The organism is Treponema sp. B152 (genome assembly GCF_024181665.1).
In the GTDB taxonomy this organism is placed as follows: domain Bacteria; phylum Spirochaetota; class Spirochaetia; order Treponematales; family Treponemataceae; genus Treponema_B; species Treponema_B denticola.
In genome coordinates this window covers 1,650,847-1,676,253 of record NZ_CP058668.1, presented here as the reverse complement: position 1 = coordinate 1,676,253, position 25,407 = coordinate 1,650,847, and the positions used below count along the sequence as shown (strand labels likewise).

General features: G+C 40.5%; 22 protein-coding genes and 1 tRNA gene. 16 read left to right on the top strand and 7 right to left on the bottom strand.

Annotated features, from left to right (window positions below; translation table 11 throughout):
- The first annotated feature begins 5 nt into the window (after positions 1–5).
- From HYB91_RS07795 to metG, 4 genes are all read left to right on the top strand, one after another.
- Positions 6–338 carry a type II toxin-antitoxin system RelE/ParE family toxin gene (locus HYB91_RS07795; RefSeq protein WP_002677537.1) on the top strand — a complete coding sequence of 111 codons (333 nt, stop codon included), beginning with the start codon at positions 6–8 and terminating at the stop codon, positions 336–338.
- Positions 339–340: 2 nt separating this feature from the next.
- A complete protein-coding gene (locus HYB91_RS07790; protein ID WP_002677539.1) occupies positions 341–640 on the top strand; it encodes a helix-turn-helix domain-containing protein in 300 nt (99 codons plus the stop codon).
- A 64-nt stretch (positions 641–704) separates the two neighbouring features.
- Positions 705–793 (top strand) — tRNA-Sec (locus HYB91_RS07785).
- A 78-nt stretch (positions 794–871) separates the two neighbouring features.
- Complete coding sequence (metG, locus tag HYB91_RS07780; RefSeq protein ID WP_002677540.1) at positions 872–3,250, top strand: methionine--tRNA ligase; 2,379 nt, start codon at positions 872–874, stop codon at positions 3,248–3,250.
- 94 nt (positions 3,251–3,344) lie between these two features.
- Here the strand turns inward: metG and HYB91_RS07775 are convergent, their stop codons facing one another.
- The 6 genes from HYB91_RS07775 to HYB91_RS07750 all read right to left on the bottom strand — a co-directional run bounded on the left by HYB91_RS07775 (position 3,345) and on the right by HYB91_RS07750 (position 9,602).
- Positions 3,345–3,503 (bottom strand): hypothetical protein, encoded by a 159-nt coding sequence (locus HYB91_RS07775; RefSeq protein WP_252508194.1) that lies wholly within the window; start codon positions 3,501–3,503, stop codon positions 3,345–3,347.
- A 50-nt stretch (positions 3,504–3,553) separates the two neighbouring features.
- Complete coding sequence (locus HYB91_RS07770; protein ID WP_002677542.1) at positions 3,554–4,711, bottom strand: ABC transporter ATP-binding protein; 1,158 nt, start codon at positions 4,709–4,711, stop codon at positions 3,554–3,556.
- The gene (locus tag HYB91_RS07765) at positions 4,704–5,696 is read right to left on the bottom strand and encodes an ABC transporter ATP-binding protein (RefSeq protein WP_002677543.1); all 993 of its coding nucleotides are present in this window, start codon (positions 5,694–5,696) and stop codon (positions 4,704–4,706) included. Before HYB91_RS07765 ends, HYB91_RS07770 begins: the two co-directional genes overlap by 8 nt.
- A complete protein-coding gene (locus HYB91_RS07760) occupies positions 5,693–6,709 on the bottom strand; it encodes an ABC transporter permease (protein ID WP_002677544.1) in 1,017 nt (338 codons plus the stop codon). The genes HYB91_RS07765 and HYB91_RS07760 overlap by 4 nt, the downstream gene beginning before the upstream one ends.
- Complete coding sequence (locus tag HYB91_RS07755; protein ID WP_253719464.1) at positions 6,710–7,735, bottom strand: ABC transporter permease; 1,026 nt, start codon at positions 7,733–7,735, stop codon at positions 6,710–6,712.
- Positions 7,736–8,033: 298 nt separating this feature from the next.
- On the bottom strand, positions 8,034–9,602 hold the full coding sequence (locus HYB91_RS07750) for an ABC transporter substrate-binding protein (RefSeq protein ID WP_253719463.1): 1,569 nt from the start codon (positions 9,600–9,602) through the stop codon (positions 8,034–8,036).
- A 204-nt stretch (positions 9,603–9,806) separates the two neighbouring features.
- Between HYB91_RS07750 and HYB91_RS07745 the strand changes: the two genes are divergently transcribed.
- The 12 genes from HYB91_RS07745 to HYB91_RS07690 all read left to right on the top strand — a co-directional run bounded on the left by HYB91_RS07745 (position 9,807) and on the right by HYB91_RS07690 (position 24,062).
- Complete coding sequence (locus HYB91_RS07745; protein ID WP_253719462.1) at positions 9,807–12,422, top strand: ABC transporter substrate-binding protein; 2,616 nt, start codon at positions 9,807–9,809, stop codon at positions 12,420–12,422.
- A gap of 158 nt (positions 12,423–12,580) precedes the next feature.
- Entirely contained in the window at positions 12,581–13,621 is a 1,041-nt protein-coding gene (locus HYB91_RS07740; protein ID WP_002677554.1) for an ABC transporter permease, read from the top strand.
- On the top strand, positions 13,621–15,015 hold the full coding sequence (locus HYB91_RS07735; RefSeq protein ID WP_002677556.1) for an ABC transporter permease: 1,395 nt from the start codon (positions 13,621–13,623) through the stop codon (positions 15,013–15,015). Before HYB91_RS07740 ends, HYB91_RS07735 begins: the two co-directional genes overlap by 1 nt.
- 12 nt (positions 15,016–15,027) lie before the next feature.
- On the top strand, positions 15,028–16,005 hold the full coding sequence (locus HYB91_RS07730) for an ABC transporter ATP-binding protein (RefSeq protein ID WP_002670599.1): 978 nt from the start codon (positions 15,028–15,030) through the stop codon (positions 16,003–16,005).
- Positions 16,002–17,042, top strand: a complete 1,041-nt coding sequence (locus tag HYB91_RS07725) for an ABC transporter ATP-binding protein (protein WP_002677558.1) — start codon at positions 16,002–16,004, stop codon at positions 17,040–17,042. Before HYB91_RS07730 ends, HYB91_RS07725 begins: the two co-directional genes overlap by 4 nt.
- Positions 17,043–17,460: 418 nt before the next feature.
- Positions 17,461–18,666 carry an MFS transporter gene (locus tag HYB91_RS07720; protein WP_002677561.1) on the top strand — a complete coding sequence of 402 codons (1,206 nt, stop codon included), beginning with the start codon at positions 17,461–17,463 and terminating at the stop codon, positions 18,664–18,666.
- 137 nt (positions 18,667–18,803) lie between these two features.
- Positions 18,804–20,030 carry an FprA family A-type flavoprotein gene (locus HYB91_RS07715; protein WP_002677563.1) on the top strand — a complete coding sequence of 409 codons (1,227 nt, stop codon included), beginning with the start codon at positions 18,804–18,806 and terminating at the stop codon, positions 20,028–20,030.
- Between the two features lie 124 nt (positions 20,031–20,154).
- Positions 20,155–20,802 carry a PTS sugar transporter subunit IIA gene (locus HYB91_RS07710; protein WP_002677566.1) on the top strand — a complete coding sequence of 216 codons (648 nt, stop codon included), beginning with the start codon at positions 20,155–20,157 and terminating at the stop codon, positions 20,800–20,802.
- Positions 20,803–20,814: 12 nt separating this feature from the next.
- Positions 20,815–21,696, top strand: coding sequence for a 16S rRNA (adenine(1518)-N(6)/adenine(1519)-N(6))-dimethyltransferase RsmA (gene rsmA / locus HYB91_RS07705; RefSeq protein WP_002677581.1), 882 nt, complete (start codon positions 20,815–20,817; stop codon positions 21,694–21,696).
- 20 nt (positions 21,697–21,716) lie between these two features.
- Entirely contained in the window at positions 21,717–22,226 is a 510-nt protein-coding gene (locus HYB91_RS07700) for a hypothetical protein (RefSeq protein WP_002671787.1), read from the top strand.
- Complete coding sequence (locus HYB91_RS07695; protein ID WP_002677582.1) at positions 22,213–23,283, top strand: RluA family pseudouridine synthase; 1,071 nt, start codon at positions 22,213–22,215, stop codon at positions 23,281–23,283. The genes HYB91_RS07700 and HYB91_RS07695 overlap by 14 nt, the downstream gene beginning before the upstream one ends.
- Positions 23,277–24,062: a pseudouridine synthase family protein gene (locus tag HYB91_RS07690; RefSeq protein WP_002677583.1), complete on the top strand. Its 786-nt coding sequence runs from the start codon at positions 23,277–23,279 to the stop codon at positions 24,060–24,062. The genes HYB91_RS07695 and HYB91_RS07690 overlap by 7 nt, the downstream gene beginning before the upstream one ends.
- On the opposite strand, the gene HYB91_RS07685 is transcribed toward HYB91_RS07690, so the two are convergent.
- Entirely contained in the window at positions 23,995–25,347 is a 1,353-nt protein-coding gene (locus HYB91_RS07685) for a bifunctional folylpolyglutamate synthase/dihydrofolate synthase (RefSeq protein WP_002677584.1), read from the bottom strand. The two genes, HYB91_RS07690 and HYB91_RS07685, sit on opposite strands and share 68 nt — an antisense overlap.
- Between the last annotated feature and the right edge of the window lie 60 nt (positions 25,348–25,407).

Below are 25,407 nucleotides of genomic sequence, written 5' to 3'. Positions count from 1 at the left end.
TAGATATGTCTCCGGAATATGAAACTTGGTTTGATACTTTGGATGACGAAAGTAAAGAAGCTGTGTTGGAAAGAGTAATTCTATTGAGAGAATTTGGACCGAATCTACCGCGTCCCTATTCTGATACTTTACATGGATCAAAAAAATACAAAAATCTTAAAGAATTACGAAATAAGACGGAAGCTCATATTTTAAGAGTAGCTTATTATTTTGATAAAAAAAGAAATGCTTATCTTCTTATGGGAGGAGATAAAAAAGGAAAAAATCAAAATAAATTTTATAAGGATTTAATTGCGGAATCCGAAAAAATTATTGAGACACATGAGAGGGAGATTTGAAAATGAAAGATGCTATTAAAATAATGGAAAGTAAAATGAATCCTGAATCAGTAAAAAGAGCTTATATAAAAGCTGAACAAGATATTATGGCGATAAGACTGGCTCAGCTTCGAGAAGGGCAAAATATAAAACAATCTGAGATGGCTAATTTTTCTCAATCTTCGGTATCAAAAATTGAAAAAAGAAAAGATTTGAAGATTTCTACATTAATCGATTATTTAGATTCCCTTGGAATGGGGCTGGAAATTATAACCTATCCAAAATATTCGGATGCAGAAGGTACCGTTTTATTGAGAGTTTAGTATAAGCACAGTATTATCAGGAGAACCCCTAGACAAAAGCGCTGATTTTGTGTATAGTCCTTGCGGAAGCAGATGGGGTCTGGTGGCTCCCGCGGTCTTCAAAACCGTAGGTTGCATAATTCGCAATGGCAGGTTCGATTCCTGCCTCTTCCGTTTTTCCGCAGATTAAAACTAACCGCAGACTAATGCGGGTAGTTGATTTTTTTTTGATAATAATCCATAATCATTTCCATGAAACGAAAATTAGTAACCTCGGCTTTGCCCTATGTAAACAATTTTCCCCACTTGGGAAATTTAATTCAAGTATTATCCGCTGATGTATTTGCGCGCTTTTGCCGCTTAAAAGAATATGAAACCCTTTATATTTGCGGCACCGACGAATACGGCACCGCCACCGAAACAAAGGCTCTCGAAGAAAAAAAGAGCCCCGAAGAGCTATGCTCATTCTATCATGCAATTCATGCTGAAATATACAATTGGTTTAATATTGCCTTCGACTATTTTGGAAGAACTTCTACACCGCAGCAGACCGAAATAACTCAGGGTATCTTTAATGACCTCGATAAAAACGGCTATATTACCGAGCATACTATAGAACAGCTCTACTGCCCATCCTGTAAACGCTTTTTGGCCGACCGCTATGTATTGGGTACCTGCCCTTCGTGTTCCTATGACGGAGCAAGGGGCGACCAGTGCGAGCATTGCGGAAAACTTTTAGATCCTACCGATTTAAAAGAACCCCGTTGTTCTTCTTGCGGGGCATCTCCCGAAGTGCGTTCTACAACCCATCTTTATATAAACCTTCCCAAAATCGTACCGGAGTACGAAAAGTGGATGCCTAAGACAGCAGAGGAGGGAAGATGGTCAAACAATGCTCTTCAAATGTCAAAAAGCTGGCTTAGGGACGGCCTTCAAGAAAGGGCTATCACAAGGGACCTTAAATGGGGAATCCCCGTGCCCAAAAAAGGCTTTGAAGACAAGGTTTTTTATGTATGGTTTGACGCTCCAATCGGCTATATTTCGATAACAAAGTGCTGGGCAGACCTTGCCGGAAAGGATTGGAAGACATGGTGGCTTGATCAAAATGATGTAGAGCTTTTTCAGTTTATCGGAAAAGATAATATTCCCTTCCATACGGTAATCTTCCCCTGTTCTCTCATAGGTTCCGGAAAAAACTGGACAAAACTCTTTCACATGTCCGGCACCGAGTACCTTAATTACGAGAACGGAAAATTCTCAAAGTCGAAAGGAGTGGGCGTTTTCGGGAATGATGCCAAAGAATCCGGTATCCCTGCCGATATGTGGAGGTTCTACATCTTTTATAACCGCCCCGAAAAGAACGACACCCAGTTTACATGGAAGGATTTTCAGGAGAGGGTCAACAGCGAGCTTATCGGAAACCTCTGCAATCTTGTAAACAGGACTGCCACTTTTGTTCACCGCTATTATGAGGGTAAAATACCTCAAGTTGACGGAGCAAAATCCGGTCGGGAGGATATAAAGAGCATGGTAAAATCTTTAAGGGAGGCCGCCTCTGCGAGCTTCAAAAAAATAACGGAGCTTTCCGACTGGGCCGAGCTTAGGGATTCCTTCCATGAAGCCTTTGCCCTCTCCTCAGTTGCAAACAAGGCCTTTCAAGATGGAGAGCCTTGGAAAAGGCGTGAAACCGATCCTGAATATGCCGAAGCCCTTATGTCCGAGCTTTGCTATCTTATAAAGGATATTTTAATTTTAATTCATCCCTACATGCCCCAATACGCCGATCAGGCCGCAGGCTTTTTCGGACAAAAGATTTGGTCGGGAAATATCTTTGACGGTAAGGACCCGCAATTTAATAAGCCGGAAGGAGTCTTCCTTTCATGGAAAAATTTAGGTGAAAGGGCAGGGCTTAAAACGGTAGAAAACCCCGTAATCATCTTTAAGACTCTCGATAACAAGGTCATCGATGCCTATCGCGAACGCTATTCGGGTAGTCAAAAGGACAGAAAAAAATCGGAAGAAGGCTGTTCAGCTTGCAAGGACGGAGGTGCTTCAAAATCCGATACGGCTTCTTCTGCAAAGCCGGAAGTTAAACTCTCCCCGGCCGAGCTTTTTTCAAAAAAGATTGCCTTAAAAACTGCCAAGATTATATCCGTCGATAGGCATCCGGATGCCGACAAGCTCTACATCGAAAAGCTTGATGACGGCTCCGGCGAAGAAAGAACAATCCTTTCAGGTCTTGTACCCTTTTTGAAGGAAGACGAAATATTGGGAAAAACCGTCATAATTGCAGACAACCTAAAACCACGAAAAATGCGCGGTATCGAGTCGAAGGGTATGCTTTTGGCGGCAAGCTGGTATGATGAAGAAGAAAAAGAACATGTCGAGCTTCTTCAAGCCCCGTGGGCTGCTCCCGGAACGCCCGTAATCCTTGAAGGCGATGCCGATTCTTCCGACCCCGAGGTCGTAAAAGCCTTTTACGCACAAAAACCGGCAGAGATAAATGCAGACACCTTCTTTGCAGCTCCCATCTTAATAGAAGATTATATTCCTAAAATTGAGGGCAAAAAGCTCTTGGTTGCCGGAAAAGAAATGAAGCTTGACAAGGTAAAAACCGGAGAAGCGGGCTAGGCCGCTCCTTCAATAGTAAATTTGATTATTTTGTTAAAGTTAGGATGAGAAAAAAGGGATGCTCCTTAAAGGAACATCCCTTTTGTTTAAGGCTCTAGCCGAAGACGAACATTGATATCAGATAATAGACTAATACAATTATAGCTGCGATGGGCAGCAGGGTTGTAAGGGCTGCGATTATCAAGGCAGGCACATCTCCTTTTTCAAGGTTTGCTTCTTCCCGCAGATGATTCAATTCTTCCTTTTCTTCCATAGCTTGACGCCTTTTTGACTTTAAACTATGCTCATGGTCTCTAAAAAACATTACAGCTCCGCTCCGCTAAAGTGGCATGCAACAAAATGTCCCGGCTTTTCTTCCTTAAATTGAGGAACGTCGCGTTTGCATATATCCTTTGCAATGGGGCATCTTGTATGGAATTTACAGCCTGTGGGCGTGATGATATTGGACGGAATGTCTCCTTCCAATAAGATTCGCCTCTTTGTTCTCATCTTCTGTAAGTCCGTTTCAGGAATGGCTGAAAGAAGGACTTTTGTATAAGGATGAAGAGGATTGGCATACATCTCGCGTTTATCGGTAAATTCGACCATATTTCCCAAATACATAACACCGATTCTATCGCTTATGTGCTTTACAACCGATAGGTCATGCGAAATAAACAAATAGGATAGGTGGAATTCTTTTTGTAAGTCATTGAGGAGGTTTATGATCTGGGACTGAATCGATACGTCCAAGGCCGAAACGGCTTCATCGCATACTATGAATTTAGGCTTTAATGCGAGGGCCCGTGCTATACCTATGCGCTGTCTTTGGCCGCCTGAAAATTCATGAGGATATCTGTAAATCATATAGTCTGCCAAGCCGCAGGTATTCATTATCTCTTTTACATATTTTTCATATGCGGGGTCTTTTTTGTTGAACATTCCATGCTCAAGCAGGGCCTCGCCTATGATCTGTCCTACAGTCATCTTAGGATTAAGAGAGGAGTAGGGGTCTTGGAAGATAATCTGCATCTTTTTTCGTAGGGGCATCATTTGAGTTACACTGTAATTTGTAATGTTTTCGCCCTCAAAAAAGATTTCGCCTGCTGTGGGCTTGTAAAGTTTTAGGATTGTGCGGCCTAAGGTTGATTTTCCGCAGCCCGATTCTCCTACAAGACCTACGGTTTCTCCTTCATGGATAATGAGGTCTATACCGTCATTGGCGATTACGCACAAGTTTTGGCCGTGTAGGGCTGAATAGGTTTCATAGTCCAAAATTAGGTCTGTCAGCTCCTTGCCGAGGTCCTTACCGCTTTTATGCATATCAATAAGCTGATTTATGCCGGCTTCAGCATTAAACGTTTTTTTGTAAAGATCTATTGCTTCGTTTGCTGTTCTTTTGAGGTTCTTTCGCTCGTTTCGTGTTTTGCCGGTAGGAAAATACTGTTTAAGGCCTCGAGTTTCCAATAATATCTTACTCATGTCTACCTCCTGATTTCGGATAAAAGCATCTGATTAAGTGTCCTTCTTCTACTTCAACCAATTCGGGCTTTTCGTTTCGGCATTTTTCGGTTGCATATTCGCATCTTGTCGAAAATCTACAGCCCTTGGGAAGTTTAAGAGGATGAGGTACACTTCCTTGAATTTGAGCGAGATATTCTACTTCTTCATCCAAGAGGGGGATTGATTCAAGCAAGCCTTCCTTATAAGGATGAGAAAATTGAGTCTGTCGATCAAAGATAACATCTACGGGAGCCCTTTCAACGATTTCTCCCGTGTACATTACGGCAACATCATCGGCCAATTCTGCAATGGCACCCAAGTCGTGGGTTATAAACATGATGGCGGTGTTGTGTTTTTTCTTTAAATCGTTCATCAACTTAAAGATCTGTGCCTGTATTGTAACGTCAAGGGCCGTTGTAGGCTCATCGGCTATCAAAAGGCGGGGCTCGCAAGCCAAGGCCATGGCTATCATTACGCGCTGCCTCATTCCTCCCGAAAGCTGGAAGGGGTAGTTATAAACTACATTTTCCGGATTGGGGATTTTTACTTCCCGCAAAAGCTCGATAGCGGCAGCCCATGCTTCTTTTTTTGACATGTGCTGATGAAGAATTAAAGGCTCGCTCAGCTGTCTTCCTACCCTGTGAACGGGGTTAAGAGAGGTCATAGGCTCTTGGAATATCATCGATATATCGTTACCCCTGATTTTTCTTATTTCATGTTTGTCTAAATTTACAAGGTTTACTCCGCCGAAATTTATTTCTCCTTGAACAATTTTACCCGGATATTCGAGAAGGTTGAGAATACTAAAGGCTGTAATGGATTTGCCTGAACCCGATTCTCCTACTATTCCCAAAGTTTTACCGGCTTCGATTGTAAAATCTACACCTTGGACGGCTTTTACCGTACCCTTATTCGTAAAAAAGTATGTATGTAAATTTTTAACTTCAAGTAGAGGATTTTTCATACAGCCGCCTCCTTTGCTGCTTGCTTAGCCTGTTTTGCAAGGATTTTTTCTTCTTTTCGCCTTGCCCTTGCTTCTTTTCTTTGTTTTTTGGTGGTATATTCGGCTTTCGGATCGATAGAATCCCTAAGCCCTTCACCGATGAGATTTATACTCATTATAAATAAAAAGAGCATTGTTCCGGGAAATACCCAAATCCACCAAAAGGTTCTAAGGCTGGTGCTGTTTTCGGCCGCCTTCGATAAAAGAGCTCCCCATGTCGGGATAGGTTCCGTTACTGATAGGTTTAAGAATGATAAAAATGCTTCATTCAAAATTGAGTATGCAAAAGTGAGGGTTGCAGATACTACAACGGTAGGCAACACATTGGGTACCAGATGGCGTAAAATTTGGTTCCGTCTTTTTATACCCAAAGCCCTTGTAGCTACAATAAATTCCTGTTCTCTTAAACCCAAGATTTGTCCCCTTATCAATCGGGCTAAACCTGTCCAGCTTAAAAATCCTAGGATTATAACTATTACATAGAGCCTAAATTCAGGCGCTTCTTCCCTAAATATAGCAGAAATTGTATAGGCAATCGCTAAGAAGGGGAATGAGGAAAGTATTTCAATAATCCTCATAATGATATTATCCACCATTCCGCTGAAGAAACCAGCAATTGCACCCATAGTTAAGCCTATGGTTATTGCCATAAATGTAGATAAAAAGCCTACCTGTAAAGAAATCCAACCTCCTTCGAGAACCCTCATAAAGGTGTCCCGTCCGTATTTGTCCGTTCCGAAGGGGTGTGCCCAAGAAGGCGGATTATTTCTTATTGTAGGATCGGTTTTTGCAAAATCATAGCCTGTGAATTTGGTATAGAAATGAGTTACTACAACAAGGAGGACTATTGTAACAAACATATAAAAGCCTATCATAGCCAGTCTGTTATTTTTGAATTTAATTCTTATCTGCTGTGTAGGGGATAGAATAACTTCGTCTTTTTCACTGAAATTTTTGTCTTCTTCTTTAGCCATTTAAACCTTTCCTTCCCGAATTCTCGGATCTACGACCATATATCCTACATCTATAAAGATGTTTCCCAACAATGTAAGAAAGCCAAAAAACAAAAGTACTGTCTGTAAGACCGCCCTGTCTTTAAAACTATATGAATAATTCATCAATAATCCCATTCCCGGATAAGCAAATATTTTCTCTACTATTATGGAACCGCCGAATAGAGCCGGTATTGATAAACCGATGAGGGTAACAACCGGTATTAAAGCGTTTTGGAAGGCGTGGCGGTATATAACTACCTTTTCTGCAAGACCTTTTGCCCTTGCCGTTCTTATATAATCGGATTTTAAGATGTCTATCATAGCGGACCTTATATACCTGATTAGGCCTACAAGAGAGGTAAGAACAACTACCGTAACCGGTAATATGATATAATGCCAGCTGGGCAGGATTCCTCTCGGATCCGACATTCCGGAAAACGGCAGAATTTTCATAAAGATAACAAATATCATTATTAAAAGTAATGCCAAGAAAAACGAAGGCAGTGATATTCCTATTATTGTCAAAACCGTTACGGTTTTATCAAAAAGGCTGTTCTTTTTTACCGCTGCCGTGATTCCTACCGGAATCGAAATTAAAAAGGCTAAAAGAAAGCCCCAAATATTTATTCTAAAAGACCGTTTTATATATGTTCCTATAAACTCATTTACGGGTTTATTGTATTTTATCGAATAACCGAATTCTCCTCGAAAAGTATCGCCCATCCATAAAAAATATCTTTCTACAGGGCCCTTATCGTATCCTAAAAATTTTCTCATGTTTTCAATATATAGGGCTCTTTCTTCCGGCGTCATAGCCTTGGTCTTTTCGGGATCAAGCATTGCCAGTATGGGATCTCCCGGCATCAGGTTGATAAGTATAAATATCGCAACCGACATGATTATTAATACCGGAATTATCGATACTAAACGCTTGAATATATACCGGACATATGGAAAAAGGATTTCAAACAGCGATTTTGAACCGCTTACATTATTATTTGCCATAAAATCTCCTTTAGGTAAAAAATAAGACCTCCGCTTAAATTAAACAAGAGGTCTTATGATTGAGTTAAACAATCAGTATTGGATTAATTATTTTTTCCAATTTGCTTCGGGTAAAGCTCTTGCCCAGTTCCACAAAGCTGTGGTATGGAAGTTTTCCAATTTATCCGTAAAGAGGTCATAGTAATTGTTTGAGTAAACAGGGATAACGGGAAGTTCTTTATTTATAGTGGTTATGAATTTTCTCCAGTTTTTCCTGTACTCATTTCTTCCTGTTACGGGATGTGCATTTTCGATGTCGTCAAGCAGCTGATCCCATTCTGCAGGGGGTATAAGAAGAACCTCCCGAGAACATTACGTTGTTGATAGATGGCTGTCCCCAAGGTTTAATAAGCTTTGTTGCGTAGTCGGATTTGGGATTGGCTTTGAGTGTATAAGTTGTACCGCCTACGAAAGCATGATAGGTTCTTTCTTCTTTTGTGTCTCCTGTCCAGTGGCTGTACATTACGGGCCAATCAAGACCTGTTAAACTTATCTTAAAGCCGAGCTTTGAAACATAAGTATCATTGAATACGAGGTTATATGTATCGGACCAGAAAGGTGTGTAAGTAATCTTGATTTCAAGAGGTTTGCCTTCCCAGAGGTAACCTGATTTTGCATTACCTGTAAGTTTTGCATAATCTCCGTCTGTTCTTGCAGCTGCTTTATCAAGGAGTTCTTGAGCTTTTGCAATATTTGCAGCTTCATCGAATTTTCCGTCTTTATCTAAGATATCGTAGCTTGTCAAGGTGCTTTCGAATTTACCTACGGCAGCTGTTCCAATAAGGCTTTCTTCATCATCATCCCACAATGTCCAGTCGTTTTTGGAGTAGGGTCCGTTGGAAGAAATACCGTATTGACCTAAGAAAAGTTCGACGATTTTCGGTCTGTTAAGAACATAGGCAAAGGCCTGGCGTACTTCCGTAAGAGAAGTGGGACCGAAGTTACAGTGGAGGGCGATTGTTCCTCCTCCGTGTCTATAGTAATTGGTGTAAGAAAAGCCGGGCTTATCTTTAACGGGATCGATTTTTTCGGCTTGACCTTGGCTTGTCAGCATGTCTACTTCACCCTGAAGGAGCTGGTCAAGTTCTGTTTCGCTGGGAACAACCTTAACGATAACCTCTTTGATGGCAGGTGCCTTACCGAGGTAGTCTTTAAAGGCTTCCAACTTAACATATTCGCCTTCCTTGTATTCGGTCATCTTGTAGGGACCGTAACCGATGGGCTTTGAAATGTTCTTTTTAACATATTGCTGTACGGTAATGCCTTCTTCCTTTGCACCCTTTGTGAAGGTTTCTTCGGGAAAGAGGTAAAAAGGAGTGAATACATCTACGTCAACAGTGTAGCTGACCTTTTTAAGATGGAAAGTTACGGTATTTGCAGCTTCATCAATTTCAATACTTTCAACATAATCGTTGATTGTTGATGATCCGCCCGTATCGCCTAAAGCTTTTGTGTCCATGTAAAAGTCATAGGTAAACTTTACATCCTTTGCAGTTAAAGCTTCACCGTTATGGAATTTTGCACCTTTTACAAGCTTAAATGTCCATGTTTTGAGGTCATCGCTTACCTTTTTTTCTGCAACGAGAAGCGAATCTTCAACTTGACCCTTGGCATTTTCGTTCATAAGACCGAATGCCCAAATCAACTTCCGGATATCGTTGTCATAGGTCGAATTTGTCCAGCCTGAGTAAAAGTCGCCGTTAAATTCGGCAGAAGCTACAACGAAGGGCCTTTCGTTTGTTTTAGTTGTTGCTGCACTGTTTCCTCCGCATGCGATCAAGGAAAAAGCCAGCACCAGTGTTACAATCAGCACCACAATTTTTTTCATAGTGTCCTCCAAGTATTTTTGTCGGTAATATACGCATTACCGAAGAAAAGTATATCATAAAATGATAAAAATGTAAAGATTACGGCAAAAAAATGTCAATAAAAAAAATAAAAACAAAATAAAAAAAATATTTGACAAATCCTCAATAGTATGTTTTAATAATAAGTAGTGTTTTTAACACATAAAAACAACAGGAGGAATTTAATGAAAAGTTTTGTTAAGTTTTTAGCATGTATGCTTGCAGTGGCTTTGGTATTTACTGCATGCGGAGGCGGTGCCGGAACTGCCGCAGGAGGCAAAAGCCCTGTAAAGAACGGTACCTATGTAGATAAGGTTATCTACTCCGTAAGTACCGATCAGACCGTTGCCTTAAAAGATGTTATTGAGGGAAAAGCCGATCTTATGTTTACCTCTGTTCCGCCCGTACTTTTGTCGGGTTTGAGCGATGAAGACAGAGATAAGATAGATGTTTATCCTGTTCCTACAGGTTATTGGTCTCTTCTATTTAACCCTATCCCCAACAAGGCTCCATATGTTTGGAAGACGGAAGCCGGAGAGGAAATGTTTAACCCCGTTGCCATCAAGGAAGTCCGCTATGCCTTTAACTGGTTAATCAACCGAAAGAAATTGGTAGATGAACTTCTTTTGGGTGAAGGTTCTCCTATGTACACTCCCTGTACCGTAGGTCTTCCCGGAGCATACCGCTATAATATCTTGGCTTCCAAATTCGGTATCACCGAAACCGGAGATGAGCAAAAAGCTATCAGCATGATTGAAGAAGCTATGCAAAAGGCTTCTCAACTTGCCGAAAACAAGGGAAAACTTGTAAAAGAAAACGGAAAGTGGATGTACAAGGGCAAGCCCGTTACAATCAAGTCCATAATGCGTGTTGACGATCCTACAGGCCGTCTTCCTGCAGCCCGCTATATTCATGCTCAAATCGAAAAAGCCGGTCTTACGGTTGAAGGTTTTGAACGAGATAGAAAAACAGCCGGAAGTCTTGTTTACGGCGGAAACCCTGCCAACTATGATTGGACTATGTATCTTGAAGGATGGGGTTCAGGCGGTTTCTATGTAACATGGGAAACTCCTCTTTGCCAGATGTACAGCCCCTTCTACGGCTACATGCCGGGGGGCGGAGAGGCCGAATTCTGGAATTATTCAAACGAAAAATTAGATGTTTTAGGTAAAAAGGCTGCCTACGGACAGTATTTGACTGCCGAAGAATTCTTTAGCGAAACAACCGATATGTGTGCTATAGGAATGGGAGAAGCTGTCCGTGTTTATGTTGTTTCTCAAAACGATTTATATGTAGCCAACAGAGGAAGATTTAATTCACGTCTTTTCTATGGAACCTCTGACGGCTTTAACGGCTGGACCGTAAGATGTGCCGATGTTAAGCCCGATACAGACGGCCCCTATAAAGGAAAGAGGGTCTTGCGCGTATTGCAGTATTCAGCTCAAGGCTCCTTATTTATGTCTGAATGGGATCCTGTAGGCGGACAGGGCTTTAGTGATGCCTATAGTACTGCCTTTTTTAATGCCGTTACCGATAGAGCTTCCTTTGATAACCCTGCCGTAGGACGATTGGAATTTGCTATGTCAACGGTTGATGTTGCAAATACAAAATTCGCTCCCAAATTCGTACCCACAGGCAACAAGACAGAGGAAGGCGATGATGAACTTGCAATGGGCGGTGATATTCCCGTTCCTGCAGAAGCCGTTATGTATGACACAGCTTCAAAAAAATGGGTTCCTGCAGAGTCCGGTCAAAGTGTTGCAACTGTTGCAACAGGTAAGCTCGTAGACGGTTATTACTGGCATCACGGCGAACCTGTCGATCTTAACGATGTCAGGTATGCCTTTGCCTTTGCTTATGAGTGGGCTATTCAAGACGGAGAGGGAGACCTCTACTATGATGCTCCTTTAAGCAGTGTAACTCTTCCAAGTCTTAAAACCACAAAAGGTATAGTATTTAATAAGGATGGATCCATAACTACATACAGTAACTACTTCCATGCTCCTATCCCAAGAGATACAGCTATAACTGTAGGCGGTTTAAGCGTAAAGGCTGCTAACCCCGGACGACGAACAAACGTACCTTGGGAAATTTATGAAGCCTTGGCAGAAATGGTAGTACACGGCTCAAAGAGCGGAACGGTTTATAACTTTGCTAAAGACGGCGGAGAGCGCGGTGTAGAAGCAAATGTTAAAAACCCCGATTGTCTTGCAGATATCAAGGCTAAATTGGAAGATTTTGTTGCTTCAAAGCATATTCCTGTGTCTTTAAAGGATTTTATAAATGAAGATTACGCCATTAAGAGATACAAGGCTTCTATAGCCTTTATCGAAAAATACGGAAATGCTTATATTACAACAGGTCCTTTAATGTTCGAAAAAATAGATCCTGTTACAAGCTCCGTCGTATTGGCTAACTTCGATAAGTATCCTTATAAGAGCGACTACTTCCCGAATATGTTTAAAACAGATCTTACCGAGATTCAGTATGTCAAGGCTCCTGTAGCTCCTTCGGCAGACAAGGATGCCGTATTTGAGGTAACCGTTTCCAAGTATGCTTATCCTGAGGTTGAAAGAGTTCCTCTCGATAAGGGAAAGGTTGAAGGACGTCTCCAGCTTCCTTCAGGCGGAGAGAAGACTTATGATGCTAAAGCAATAGGTGACGGTAAATTCACTATTACCGTACCTGCATCAGACTTAGCCGGACTTGAAAAAGGCGTGGAATATATAATGGTTGTATTAACCTCAATTTCCGATGAGACGCCCTCAGCAAATTCGGTAAGCTTTACAATTCTTAAATAGGATTTTAAGATTGTAATTTAAATCGAGATGCCTTGAAGCAGGGCATCTCTAAAAGTCTAACCGGTTTTTTAGAGATGCCCAAAAGGCTTTGAGGCATTTTGAGTTTTTTAGCAGTAATGTGCCTTGAGCTCAAAGCCTAAATTTTGTAGGAGACTTTTATGTACAAGTGGTATGCACTTAAACGTATTTTACGCGGTGTAGTAATATATTCCATTCTTATTTTTATCTTTTCTTTTTTATTTAATCAGATAAATGAAAAGGTTCAGCGCAGCCAGATAATGGAAATGGTACGTGCTGAAGCAAAGGGTCTAAAAAATATGACTGCCGAACAGATAATGGCATGGCGTAAAGATCAAGAATTGACCCTTATCAGACAATATAAATTAGACAGGCCCTTAGTTGAACGTGTTTTACACAACGCAAAGAGGGTTTTGACTTTTGATTTCGGTAAATCGACAACGATAAAATCCTTAACGGGTTCTCAAGAGGTTATTAAAATACTTGGTGAAGCAATTCCCAGAACCCTTTTACTTTTTACAACAGCCTTTGTGATTAATACGCTGATTGGTTTAGCCCTGGGTTTAAAAAAAGCCCAAAAGCCGGGAAGCCGGCAGGATAAGGTAACAAGTTTGATTACTCTTATCATTTACGGTATGCCCAGCTGGTGGTTAGCCATGCTTTTAATATTTGTGTTTGTTTACAAAATTCCCCTGTTTCCATCGGGAGGTGTAAACTCTGTCCCTGTACCGGAAGGTATACGGTTTGTATTTGATAGGCTGCAGCATCTTGCTCTTCCGATTCTTACCTTGGTTTTATTGGGCTTTTGGAGTACGGCTTACGTTATCCGAAACCTTGTTTTGGGTACCTTGCAGGAAGATTTTATAATGAGTGCAAGGGCACGCGGTATCCCCGAAAAGAAGGTGCTTCACGGCCATACCTTAAGGACATCGGCACCCCCATTGGTAACGATGATTTTGCTCTCCTTTTTGGCCTCAATGTCGGGAAGTATCATATATGAGGGTATTTTTTCGTGGCCCGGTTTAGGTCAGCTTTATTGGATTGCCGTTCAGCAAAACGATATACCTGTCTTAATGGGAGATTTGGCTATTACAACAGGTCTTTATCAAGCAGGTCTTATAATCCTTGATCTGGTTTACGGTTTCTTAGACCCGCGTATAAAAGTCGGAGGCAAGGAATAATGGAAAATTTTATTGATAGATTTAAAGAATTTTGGAATGATTTTAAAAAAGAAAAAATAGGCATAGTTGCCATAGTTCTTTTAGGTTTACTTGTAATTTTGATTATACTTGAACCTATTGTCTTGCCCTTTAAGGGAACAAACGATAATTGGCATAATATTTCTTATTGGGAAGATAACCCTGCTTCCGCTCCTCCCGTATGGTCGGAATTGTTCAGCACAAAAAAATCGGCTAGGACGGTTTGGTTTACCGAGCCCGAAATTACGGAAGAAGAATCGGAGCATTTCGGTCAGGCTAAGGTTTATAGTTTTAAATATAACTATAATTACGATAAAAACCCCAATAACATTATTTTTAGAGCCGAACTTACCGGCGATGTAATAATGAGTATGGATGTTATCCGCCCTGACGGAAAACGTATTGAGCTCGGAGTTTTTCAAAAAGGAAATTTAAAAGATTATCACAGCCGCTTTACGGTTTTAACCGATGCAAAATCAACAATGCAGCAATTTACGGCTGCTTACGGTGCATCTGCTACATCGGGAAATGCAAATCCTGTGCAATTGTTGTTCTCTGAAGTTTCAAAGACTATGTACAGGGATAAAAAGCCTTTAAAGGGTGAATATGTTTTTAAATTCGTTATACCCAAAGATGTTGCATCCAACTCTGCCAATAAGATTGAAAATCCTCGTGTTATAATTCCGGGAGCTGTTTCGGGGCTTTTGGGTACCGACCTAAACAAGAGAGATTTATTTTCAGGTGTTATGGCCGGTTTAAAATGGGCTCTTTTAATAGGTCTTGTTGCAAGTATTATTTCCGTTTTGGTCGGCGTTATGTACGGAATTATAAGTGCCTACTTCGGCGGAAGGGTTGATACGGTTATGATGTTTATCTTTGAAATAGTCGTATCCGTTCCTATTATTCCTATATTGATTGTATCGGCTGCAGTTTTTAAACCGAGTATATGGATGATAATCCTTGCTCTTATTATTTTCGGCTGGACAGGCTCGGTAAAAACCGTCCGCTCAATGGCCTTACAAATAAAGGAAGAAACCTATATTGAAGCCGCAAAGGCCCTCGGTGCCGGAAAATGGAGAATTATTCTAAAACACATCGCTCCTCTTCTTTTGCCGTATTCTTTTGCTATTATGGCAAGTTCGGTTCCGGGAGCCATTATTTTTGAATCCTCTCTTTCGCTTTTAGGTTTGGGAGATCCTTCTATTGTAACTTGGGGACAAATTCTCCATGATGCACAGAGCTCAGGCGCAACCTTAAACGGTTTATGGTGGTGGATTATTCCTCCCGGTCTTTTTATAGCCCTTTTGGGTATGATATTTGCATTCCTAGGTTTTGCAATGGATAAGATACTGCATCCTAAACTCAGGACAAGGTAAGGAGGTTTTAATATGGAAAATAAAGAAGTAGTTCTTGATGTAAAAAACTTGAGATTGTACTATCACACCTCCGCAGGTATTGTAAAAGCCTTGGATGATGTGAGTTTTACTCTTCATGCCGGTGAAACGCTGGGTCTTGTAGGAGAATCGGGCTGCGGTAAAACGACTACAGGTATGGCTCTGCTTAAGATGCCTTCTCCTCCCGGAAGAGTAGAGGAGAATTCTCAGATTATAATCAATGGAAGGGACATTGTTCCTCTCTCCGATTCAGAGATAAGAAAAAATGTACGCTGGCAGGAAATTTCGATGGTCTTCCAAGGAGCGATGAACAGTTTAACTCCGGTTTACACAATCGGAAAACAGATGCTTGAAACATTGAGAGAGCACAAGGAAATGAGCGATAAAGAAGCTCAAGACCTAATGGAAGAGTATCTGGGCTATGTCGGCCTTCCGCCCGAAGTTTTAAACCGCTATCCCCACGAGCTTTCCGGAGGAATGAAGCAGAGGGTTGTTATAGCAAGCGGTTTATTCTTAAAGCCTAAACTGGTTATTCTGGATGAACCCACCACTGCCCTCGACGTTATTGTTCAAGCTCAGATTATAAACCTTTTAAAGGAACTAAAAAAGAAATTTAAGCTTTCCTTTATATTTATTACCCACGATCTGTCTCTTGAAGCCGAGATTTCGGATAGGATTTGTGTTATGTATGCGGGAAAAATTGCCGAGCTCGGAACCAATGAGCAGATATACGGTAAGGAGCCCCTGCACCCATATACCCAAAAACTTTTACAGGCAACACCTCTTTTAAGAAAGAGGGTGAGCGAGCTTTCCTATATTCCGGGAACGCCGCCGGACCTTATTTCTCCGCCCAAGGGCTGCCGCTTTAATCCGAGGTGTCATTGTACAATGGATAAGTGCTTCGAAGTTGAGCCTCCTCTTATTGAGGTTGAACCGGGACATCAAGTAGCATGCTGGAGGTGTGTAAAATGAGCGATAACGAAAAAAAGATAGATCCTAATGACCATGTTCTTGAACTGATTAATATAAAAAAATATTTTGAGCCCCATCAAGGTTTTGTCCAAAGCCTTTCAAAGGGAACAGCCAAAAAGATAAAGGCTGTAGATGATGTTACCTTGCGTCTGAGGAGGGGAGAAATCTTCGGCCTTATAGGGGAATCGGGTTCAGGTAAAACTACGATAGGGAAGATAGCGATGAAGCTTCATACCCCTACCGAGGGAACAATCCTATATAATGGAGAAGATGTTACAAACAGCGATAAGGAAAAGACTGCCTTTTACCGCCGCCGTGTTCAGATGATTTTCCAAGACCCTTATGCTTCTATGAATCCCCGTTTTAAAATTCGGGATGTAATGGAGGAACCTCTTCTTATTCATAAGATTAAGGGAACTCGGGCAGAAAACGATGAAAAAATCATCAAGGCTATTTCGGAGGTAAAGCTCAACCCGCCTGAGGAATTTATGACACGCTATCCTCACATGCTTTCGGGCGGTCAAAGGCAGCGTATAGCTACGGCCAGAACCCTTATCCTAAATCCTGAGGTTATAGTTGCAGATGAGCCTGTTTCGATGATCGACCTTTCAACCCGTGCGGAAATTCTTCATATGATGAGGGAGGTTCAAAGGAAGTTAGGCCTTACCTATCTCTATATTACCCACGACCTTTCGACGGCAAGGTATTTTACCGACAGAATAGCGGTTATGTATCTCGGCCGCATCGTAGAGATGGGGGATGCCGATGATGTTATAGATAATCCCATGCATCCTTATACTCAGGCCTTGATCGAAGCCGTTCCCGAGCCTAAACCCGGAATGCTTGAAGTGATTAAAAAACTCCCCATTTCGGGAGAAATTCCTTCTCCTGCAAATGTGCCTTCAGGCTGCCGCTTCCATACGAGATGTCCCTATGCCGATGAGTCCTGTTCGTCTATGGAAGAACCTTCGTTGATGGACATAGGAAAGGGACACTTTCATGCCTGCCGAAAGGCCGAAGAGATTAAGAAGGGATAAAATGGAATTTAAATTATGACAGAATGGATTACCCCTGAAGTGGAAGTTTTTACAAATCAGTGGTTATGCTGGGATAAAAACTCAGGAACATAGGGGAACTGGTACACTCTCAGCATTTGCATAGTGAGTGATTCTTGTAATGGGCTCCTCTAAAAAATTGACTTAAATTTGCTTTGTGTTTTTTAAAATAGAGGAGCCTTATCAGTTTTTTACATAATAAACTGATAAATTTGAGGCTTTTTAACCGTTTCCTGATGCAACTGTGTGTTTTTAAGGAAGTCTACATACATTTTATGTCCTCATCCTGGTACGGAATATGAAAAAAATGCTTCACAGTATGGTATAAAAATAGCGCATAGATGAGCAGGAGATTTTTCAGAATTCAAAAAGCTCATTTACAATATAGGGGGATGTAATTATGACTAAATTTAAAACACATGAAAAATGGTTTATTTTTTTGAAGGCGGCGAATATTTTTTTTACTGTGTTAAATTCATGCGTAATATCACTTTATTTGAAAAGTCAAAACTTTTCGTATTTTCAAATAAGTATTTTATTTTCGCTTATTCTCGGTGTAGGTTTTATTTTTGAATATCCTTCAGGTCTTTTAGCTGATTGCTTTGGGCGCAAAAAAACTTTTGCTGCAGGTCTCTTTTTTTCTTGTATGCAGTATTTATGTTACGGATTTGCGAGAAACTTTTTATTTTTTTTGTTCGGTGCTTTTTTTGCAGGGATAAGCGATGCTTTTTTATCGGGTTCACTTGAAGGCTGGCTTGTTTCTGAAAATAAAAAGATACAAAATGAAAAAAATAATGTACGAGTCTTTTCTATTTCTCGAACATGCATAAATATATTTTCCGTTGTTTCAATTTTACTGATAGCTCGTTTTATCGATTTAGGTATTAACCGCTTATTTATCTTTGCCGGAATAGGATTATTTATTTTATCGGGGGCAGCATTTTTTATTTTTCCTGATAACAAGGCTCAAAATACAACGATAAAGCAAAATTTAGCATCGTCCGTAAAAGAGCTATTCCATAATCAATCCGTTTTACAGGCAGGTTTAATTTTAGCTTCATTATATACCTGTTTTTCCATATATATTCTTATTTGGCAAAATATGGCTCATTCTTTATCTTTTACAAATATGCATATTCCATTATTACGATCGATCACTCTTATAGGAGGTGGCGTTGCCTCGTACACAGCCCGTAAAGCTAGAACTGTTTCGGCTAAAAGAAAAATATTTACAATTTGCTTTATATTGATTGCCGTTTCGTTTTGTATCATGGCTGTTAGCAGCAGTAGTCTTATTTTTTTAAAAACATATTTATTTTTACAGCCGTTTACGGCGGCAATGTTTATTTACGGTTTAGGAACGGGGGCCGTTATTCCGCTTTTTTACGGGTATTTAAGCGAGGTAATTAAAGGTGAAGCTCATGCGTCGGTTTTTTCGTTGGTAAGCGGATTTGCAAGTTTAGTAGGTATCGGTACAACGATTGGAATCGGCATTGTAATTGACTATGTGGGCTTTTCTAAAATTCTTATTGTAGGAGCGGTTTTTTCAGGCTTTATTGGAGTTGTAATTGCTGTGAAATTCGGGAAAATAAAGGTGAAACAATAACTGAGGTAAAAAAAGTGTCTATTATAAAATTTATGACAACAGCCTTCGTTCTCTTGAGCAAATGCGTTTCTTATGATAATATTTAAGCTGCGGGTTACTGTAACTCGCAGCTTTTATTTTATGGAGGTATCAATTTTATGGAAGCAAAAAAACTTACGGAATCCGTTTATTGTATTCATGCAGATATACATGATAGAACTGCACGCTTTGAAGGTATATGGTTGTTGCCCCACGGCGTTTCGATAAATTCTTATGTTGTAAAGGGAGAAAAAACCGCCCTTATAGATATAGTAAAAGACTGGGACGGCTCGGTAGACTCTTACCGAAAGCAGCTTGAATCCATAGGGCTTTCATTTTCTTCTTTTGACTATGTAATTTTAAACCACCTTGAACCTGACCATGCAGACCTTATAAGCCTTGTGAAGGAAGAAAATCCTAAGGCCGAGATTTTGGCTTCTGCAAAAGGCGTTGCCCTTGTCAAAAACTTTTTTAAGATAGATGAAGGGGTAAGGGCCGTAAAAGACGGAGAGGTTTTGGACCTAGGCGGAGGTAAAAAACTTGTATTTTATGAGACTCCCAATATCCACTGGCCCGAAACAATGATGACCTATGACCCTGACGATAAAATTTTATTTTCTTGCGATGCTTTCGGCTCATACGGTTGTATAGGCGAAAAAATATTCGATGATCAGCATACCGAAGAAGAACTTACATTTTTTGAAAATGAGGCCCTTAGGTACTATGCAAATATTGTGGCCAGCTTTAGCACCTTTGTAAACAAGGGAATAGAAAAACTCGCCGCCCTTGAGCTTAAATTTATTTGTCCGAGTCACGGTCTGCTTTGGCGGGGAAATCCTTCACGAATCGTAAATCTTTATAAAAAATTTGCAGATTATAATACCGGAACCGGAAGCGGGTTGGAAAAAACCATCTGTATTATTTGGGGCTCCATGTACGGGTATACCAAGGCCGGTCTTGATGCGGTTATTGAAGGCATAGATGAAGAAGGCGTACCTTATTCTATCTATAGAATTCCCGACACGGATGCTACCTTTATTTTGGGTGAGGCCTACCGCTCTGCAGGTCTTTTATTGGCAATGCCCACCTATGAGTACAAGATGTTCCCGCCTATGGCCCATATCCTTGACCTCTTTGAAAGAAAGCACTTTATCAATAAAAAGGTGTTCCGCATAGGAAGTTGGGGCTGGGTAGGAGGAGCCAAAAAAGAATACGAGGAAAAAATAGAAAAATTTAAGTGGACCAATATCGAATCCCATGAATGGCAGGGTAAGCTCAGCGATGAAGATAAGCGGATATTAAAAGAAAGAGGCCGGGAATTGGCAAGGGCCGTAAAAAACGGATAAAAATCTTTGCCAAAAACTTTGCGATATCTTGACATATTCTTACATTTTATGCAGAATACTTGAGCTCATTTTTTTAGTTTATATGTTTAGTCGAGAGAGCTTAAATATTTAGTGAGGTAAATTATTGGCAAGCGAAATTTTAACTATTGAAGAAGTGGCCCGTTATTTGCGTGTTTCCGAGAGAACCGTTTACGAGTGGGCTCAAAAAGGTGAAATACCTGCCGGAAAGATTGGGACGGTTTGGCGTTTTAAAAAAGATGACATTGAGAGCTGGGTTGATGAAAGGTTAGCCTCTTCAAAAACTTCAGTTCCTAAGCAGCATAAAATAGTAACCGAGAATTTCTTGTCGCCCGATCGGGTTGTCCTTTTGGATTATGCTTCAAAGCATGATGTTTTGGTTATGATGTCCGAGGTTCTGGCTAAGGCTCCTCAGGTAAAAAATTCTGCAGAGCTTTTAGATGCAATTTTAAAAAGAGAAGCTCTCATGTCTACCGCTGTAGGAAGAGGAATCGCTATTCCCCATGTAAGATTGTCTTCAGTTACCGACCTTGTTATGGCTGTAGGCATTTCTAAAAGGGATATTTTAGACTTTGACGCTGTTGACGGAAATCCCGTGCGTTTGGTCTTTATGATTGCCGCTGCAAACAATCAGCACGATTATTATTTGCAGACAATCTCCCATTTTAGTGCAAAACTGCGTAATGAAGAACTTAAAAGCAGCCTATTAAATTCAACCGACCCCGCGGAGGTTTATGCTCTTTTGTGCGAATAGGGTACGGGTTCGATGAACTCCGGTTTTTTTTTAAGTCTCCCGAATTATGACTCTCCGGCGGAACTCAAATCTCTTTTAGAGACTCTGGGTTTTGCCATGCAAAAAAAATTCGGTCAAAATTTTTTGATCGATAAAAAGACACGCGAGAACTTGATTTCCTTTTTAAATCTTGATAAGGGAACAAGGGTTTGGGAAGTAGGCCCCGGGCTTGGGGCTATGACCTATCTTCTTTTAGAAAAGGGTGTTCATCTTACCGCCTTTGAAATCGACAAGGGCTTTATCTCTCTTTTAAAGAAATTCTTTTTGGAAAATTCAAAACAAAATTTTAGATTGGTTGAGGGTGATGTTCAAAAAAACTGGCTCCCTTATTTAAGAGAACATGGGAAGCCCGATGTTTTTTTCGGTAATCTTCCGTATAACATTGCCTCTGATCTGATTGCTTCTACGGTAGAAGCCGGAGTTGTTTTTGATACAATGCTATTTACCGTGCAAAAAGAAGCAGCCGAAAGAATTACGGCAAGACCTGGCAATAAAAACTATACGGCATTTTCGGTACTTTGCTCCTTGTTTTATGAGTGTAAGATAGTTAAGACAATTCCTGCCTCAGCTTTTTGGCCTCAGCCCAATGTAGAATCTGCTGCCGTCTTGTTTAAGGCAAAAAAAGAATTTGCAGAATATAAAAACTTTAAACTTTTTATCAAAATAGTCAAGGCTCTTTTTTCTTCGCGCCGAAAAAATATAAAAAACAATTTAGGTTCGTGGATGAAATCAAACGGATACGGCGATAAGATCGATCTTGTTTTAGAAAGGTCAGGCTTAAGCGGAAATTTAAGAGCCGAATCCCTTGCCCTATATGACTTTTTGCTTCTTTCTGATATAATAGGGCATCTATAAAAAGATTTGGACAAAAATAAATGAAGCATACAAAAAAGATTGCTTTTTTAATTTTCTTTGTTTCTCTTTTTTCCGTTTTTCCGGTTTACGCTGAAGACACCAAGGTTTCAAGAACTCCGGACCCCTATGGGGCCGAGGAGTTTAAGCAATGGCAAAAGGATTTACGCCGTTTTGAAATTATAACTTTTGGTGCCCTGCCCTTTGTTTCGCTTTTATCGTTTTGGGCCTATGACATAGGCCGCTCAATAGCGCATAAGGGGGACCCTGCCTATAATCCATGGCCTCTTAAAGATGCCAAGATTGCGGTAAAGCTTACCGAAAAGGAACAGCTGGGTGTTTTTTTAACGGCTGTTGGTATTTCATTGGGGGTTGCAATAATAGATTTAACCTACCGTTCAATTAAAAGGGCTAACGCAAAAAAACTTGAGGAAAAAAATGAGGAGCCCGCAATTTTGTTGATCCCCATTGAAGAAAATAAAAGTGAAGAAACCGAAACTTCAAAAACAGAGGAATCCGATGACGCTCAATAAGAGTGTTCCTTGCAGATCTATATCCGAAAAATTTAAGGTTGACGGTCTTGTATCTCCTTGCAGGATTGATGTTTATTGTACCGAAACCTTGAAAAACTTAAGCCGCTCTCAATTAAAGACGGGCTTAAAATCTCTTTATGTAAATTCGCAAAAAGCCAAGCTTTCCCGCAATGTTCAAAACGGAGACCTTATTGAGCTTGTTTGGGATAATCCGATCCCCGAATATGCTCATCCTCAAAAACTTCCGCTTAATATAATTTATGAAGACGAGAATATAATTGTTATTAACAAGGAAAGGGGCATGGTAACGCATCCGGCAGGCGGAAATTGGGACGGCACCCTTGTAAATGCTTTAAATTATTACAGGCTTTATGATTCTAGGATTAAGGATGAGTTTGCCGTAGAACTTAATAAGCTTTTAAGTGGCGAAGTAAAGAATATTGAAAAACTTTCTTTAGATCCTTATCGCATGGGTATTGTTCACCGTCTGGATAAGGAAACTTCGGGGCTTATTATTACTGCAAGGAATTTAAAAACCGAAAAGCTTTTAAAATCTTTTTTTAAAAAAAGGGCGGTAAAAAAATATTATCTTGCAGTCCTTGACGGCGTTCCGCCTAAAAATAAGGGCAGGATAAAGACTTCTGTTTTTCGATCAAGTTCCGACAGAAAAAAATTTAGCGTTTCTGCCGATTTGTCAAAAGGAAAAAAAGCTCTTTCAGCCTATAAGGTTTTGAAATCCGACGGAAAAATGTCCTTGGTTCTTTTTAGAATTTACACAGGAAGAACTCATCAAATCCGCTTACATGCCAAGTTTATGGGATGTCCCGTTGCCGGAGACAAAGTTTACGGCAAAAAAAAGACAGGTCCTGACAAAAAGACGGGTCGTGAAAAGAAAACAGGTCTTGCCAAAAAGACCGGTCTTGAAAAGACCGGTATGCCGCTTATGCTCCATGCTTATAAGCTGATAATTCCTGATACCGTAAATTCAAAAAAAGAATTTAGGGCGCCTATACCTAATGATTTTAAACAAATACTGACACGGGAGGCTCTATGTTAATTGATTGTAAATTCTCTTCTCAAGCTGAAGTTATTTTTGAAAATGAGGCTTATGCCGTTCTATATAAGCCTCGCGGAATGCCTACGGCTCCTCTTTCAGAGGATGAAGAAGGTACTCTGGTTTCTTGGTTTTTAAAAAGATGCCCCGAAGCAGCGTTGGTAAAAGGAAAAAAAGATATTGAAGCAGGCCTTGTTCACAGGCTTGATACGGCAACAAGCGGTTTGGTTTTAATGGCAAAAAATCAAGAAAGCTATGATGCCTTAAATTTAATGCAAGGAAACGATTTAATAAAGAAAACCTATGTCGCCTTTACGGATATTGATAATGAGTCGGATTTAAATGCCGATTTTTCACGGTTGAACCTTCCATATAGAATTTCAAGTCAGTTTAGAAGCTTCGGTCCAAAGGGTAAAAAAGTTCTTCCCGTTTTTTACGGTATGAGAGATTTTTCTTCTACAGCTAAAATTTATACAACCAACATTATCGATATAAATAATTTAGATGATTCGGTACCGAGGGTAACCTGTACCTTAACTCAAGGCTTTAGGCATCAGGTAAGGGCTCACCTTGCTTCCATAGGGCTGCCTATTTACGGCGACCCTTTATACAACGGAAAATTCAAAGATTTTCCGCAGGAAAAAATAGAAGATCATTCTTATCCCTTGCAGCTTTACGCCGTAGGTATTTCCTTTCCGGAACCTAAAAGAGACTTTAAGCTTGAGGACTCAAAAGACTATGTATCCTTTTTGCTTCAGCCGCCAGATAAAATGATCCTGTAATCAAAAGGGGCTGTTTTTTTTCTCTACATTCGATTATCTCGTTTTTTATTACGGCTTCATAGTCCGCATTTTTTTCTGCCATACAGGAAGAACCTTTGAGCCCTTCTTGGAAAATTTTATAGCTTAATTCGAGATTGCTTTTTTTTGAAGCTCCCGGAATTGTAACGATGATTTTTGTAAAATTATCCTTAAAAAAAGGAACCATGTCCTTTACGTTTTTGTCTTCGGCACATGCAAAGATGAGAGTTCCTTTTTCTTTTACAAGCTCGGTATAGGTGCTCATGCACAGGGCAATGCTGTTTTTTGTATGGGCGCCATCTATTATAATTTCAGGATTATCCGAAAGAAGCTCAAAGCGGGCGGGCAGCCATGCCGATGCAAGCCCTCTTTCTATAATCGCCTGATCCATTTCCGGGAAAAGATATTTTACCGTACAGGCTGCGAGGGCTGCGTTTTCCGCCTGAATCAGGTCAAGGAGTTTTAGGTTTGAGCTTATAGGTCTTTTAAAGAGGTTGCTCAAGTAATTCGAATTTTTGAATTCTACATCTATTTTTAAGCCCGCTTTTGAAAGACTGTAATTTACGGGTTCTTTTACGATGTCGGGGATATAAAAAAATTCCGCATTCAGCTCAGCCGCTCTTTTTTTAAAGACAGCCAGAACCCCATCAGGCTGTTTACAGCAAAAGACGGGAGTGTTTTGTTTTATAATGCCCGCTTTTTCAAAAGCTATTTTTTCGAGAGTATTTCCCAAGTACTGGGTGTGCTCAAGCTCAATAGGGGTTAAAACGCAGGCCCTAGGTTTGAGGATATTTGTCATATCAAGCCTTCCGCCCATACCGGTTTCGATAACCGCCCAATCCGTTTTTTGCATACTAAAAAGCAAAAAGGCCGTAACCGTAACTATTTCAAACCAGCCGGGATCTATTTCGGGTTCCTTTTTGAGTGTAGCCCCAAAGCCTTCAACGATTTTTTTATAAGAGGCAGAGTAGGCTTCATCATCAAAAAAACTTCCTGCTTGGGTCATCCTCTCTCTAAAGTCCGATACATGGGGAGAGGTGTAAAGGCCTGTTTTTTTTCCGGCTTCTTTTAAGATTGAAGCAATCATGGTAGAAACGGACCCCTTTCCCTTTGAGCCTGCAATATGAATCGATAAAAAATCGTCTTGAGGGTTGCCGAAAAAATCGGCAAATTTCCGCATTTTTTTAAGATTGTTTTCGTCTTTATGCGCATTTCTTTCATAGTTTATAAAGGCATCAAGCCATTTACTGAATTCTTCTGTATTCATATAAGACCTCCGGGCCTTGGGTTCCGCATCAATGACGCGTTCCAAGCTGTGCCCTATTGC

Bases quoted from the DNA above. Each gene is read 5' to 3' on its own strand.
- HYB91_RS07725 (WP_002677558.1), top strand. From the start codon at position 16,002: ATGAGCGATAACGAAAAAAAGATAGATCCTAATGACCATGTTCTTGAA.
- HYB91_RS07775 (WP_252508194.1), bottom strand. From the start codon at position 3,503: ATGGAAGAAAAGGAAGAATTGAATCATCTGCGGGAAGAAGCAAACCTT.
- HYB91_RS07750 (WP_253719463.1), bottom strand. From the start codon at position 9,602: ATGAAAAAAATTGTGGTGCTGATTGTAACACTGGTGCTGGCTTTTTCC.
- HYB91_RS07765 (WP_002677543.1), bottom strand. From the start codon at position 5,696: ATGAAAAATCCTCTACTTGAAGTTAAAAATTTACATACATACTTTTTT.
- HYB91_RS07720 (WP_002677561.1), top strand. From the start codon at position 17,461: ATGACTAAATTTAAAACACATGAAAAATGGTTTATTTTTTTGAAGGCG.
- HYB91_RS07745 (WP_253719462.1), top strand. From the start codon at position 9,807: ATGAAAAGTTTTGTTAAGTTTTTAGCATGTATGCTTGCAGTGGCTTTG.
- HYB91_RS07695 (WP_002677582.1), top strand. From the start codon at position 22,213: ATGACGCTCAATAAGAGTGTTCCTTGCAGATCTATATCCGAAAAATTT.
- rsmA (WP_002677581.1), top strand. From the start codon at position 20,815: ATGAACTCCGGTTTTTTTTTAAGTCTCCCGAATTATGACTCTCCGGCG.
- HYB91_RS07715 (WP_002677563.1), top strand. From the start codon at position 18,804: ATGGAAGCAAAAAAACTTACGGAATCCGTTTATTGTATTCATGCAGAT.
- HYB91_RS07730 (WP_002670599.1), top strand. From the start codon at position 15,028: ATGGAAAATAAAGAAGTAGTTCTTGATGTAAAAAACTTGAGATTGTAC.
- HYB91_RS07790 (WP_002677539.1), top strand. From the start codon at position 341: ATGAAAGATGCTATTAAAATAATGGAAAGTAAAATGAATCCTGAATCA.
- HYB91_RS07690 (WP_002677583.1), top strand. From the start codon at position 23,277: ATGTTAATTGATTGTAAATTCTCTTCTCAAGCTGAAGTTATTTTTGAA.
- metG (WP_002677540.1), top strand. From the start codon at position 872: ATGAAACGAAAATTAGTAACCTCGGCTTTGCCCTATGTAAACAATTTT.
- HYB91_RS07770 (WP_002677542.1), bottom strand. From the start codon at position 4,711: ATGAGTAAGATATTATTGGAAACTCGAGGCCTTAAACAGTATTTTCCT.
- HYB91_RS07685 (WP_002677584.1), bottom strand. From the start codon at position 25,347: ATGAATACAGAAGAATTCAGTAAATGGCTTGATGCCTTTATAAACTAT.
- HYB91_RS07760 (WP_002677544.1), bottom strand. From the start codon at position 6,709: ATGGCTAAAGAAGAAGACAAAAATTTCAGTGAAAAAGACGAAGTTATT.
- HYB91_RS07755 (WP_253719464.1), bottom strand. From the start codon at position 7,735: ATGGCAAATAATAATGTAAGCGGTTCAAAATCGCTGTTTGAAATCCTT.
- HYB91_RS07740 (WP_002677554.1), top strand. From the start codon at position 12,581: ATGTACAAGTGGTATGCACTTAAACGTATTTTACGCGGTGTAGTAATA.
- HYB91_RS07795 (WP_002677537.1), top strand. From the start codon at position 6: ATGTCTCCGGAATATGAAACTTGGTTTGATACTTTGGATGACGAAAGT.
- HYB91_RS07735 (WP_002677556.1), top strand. From the start codon at position 13,621: ATGGAAAATTTTATTGATAGATTTAAAGAATTTTGGAATGATTTTAAA.
- HYB91_RS07700 (WP_002671787.1), top strand. From the start codon at position 21,717: ATGAAGCATACAAAAAAGATTGCTTTTTTAATTTTCTTTGTTTCTCTT.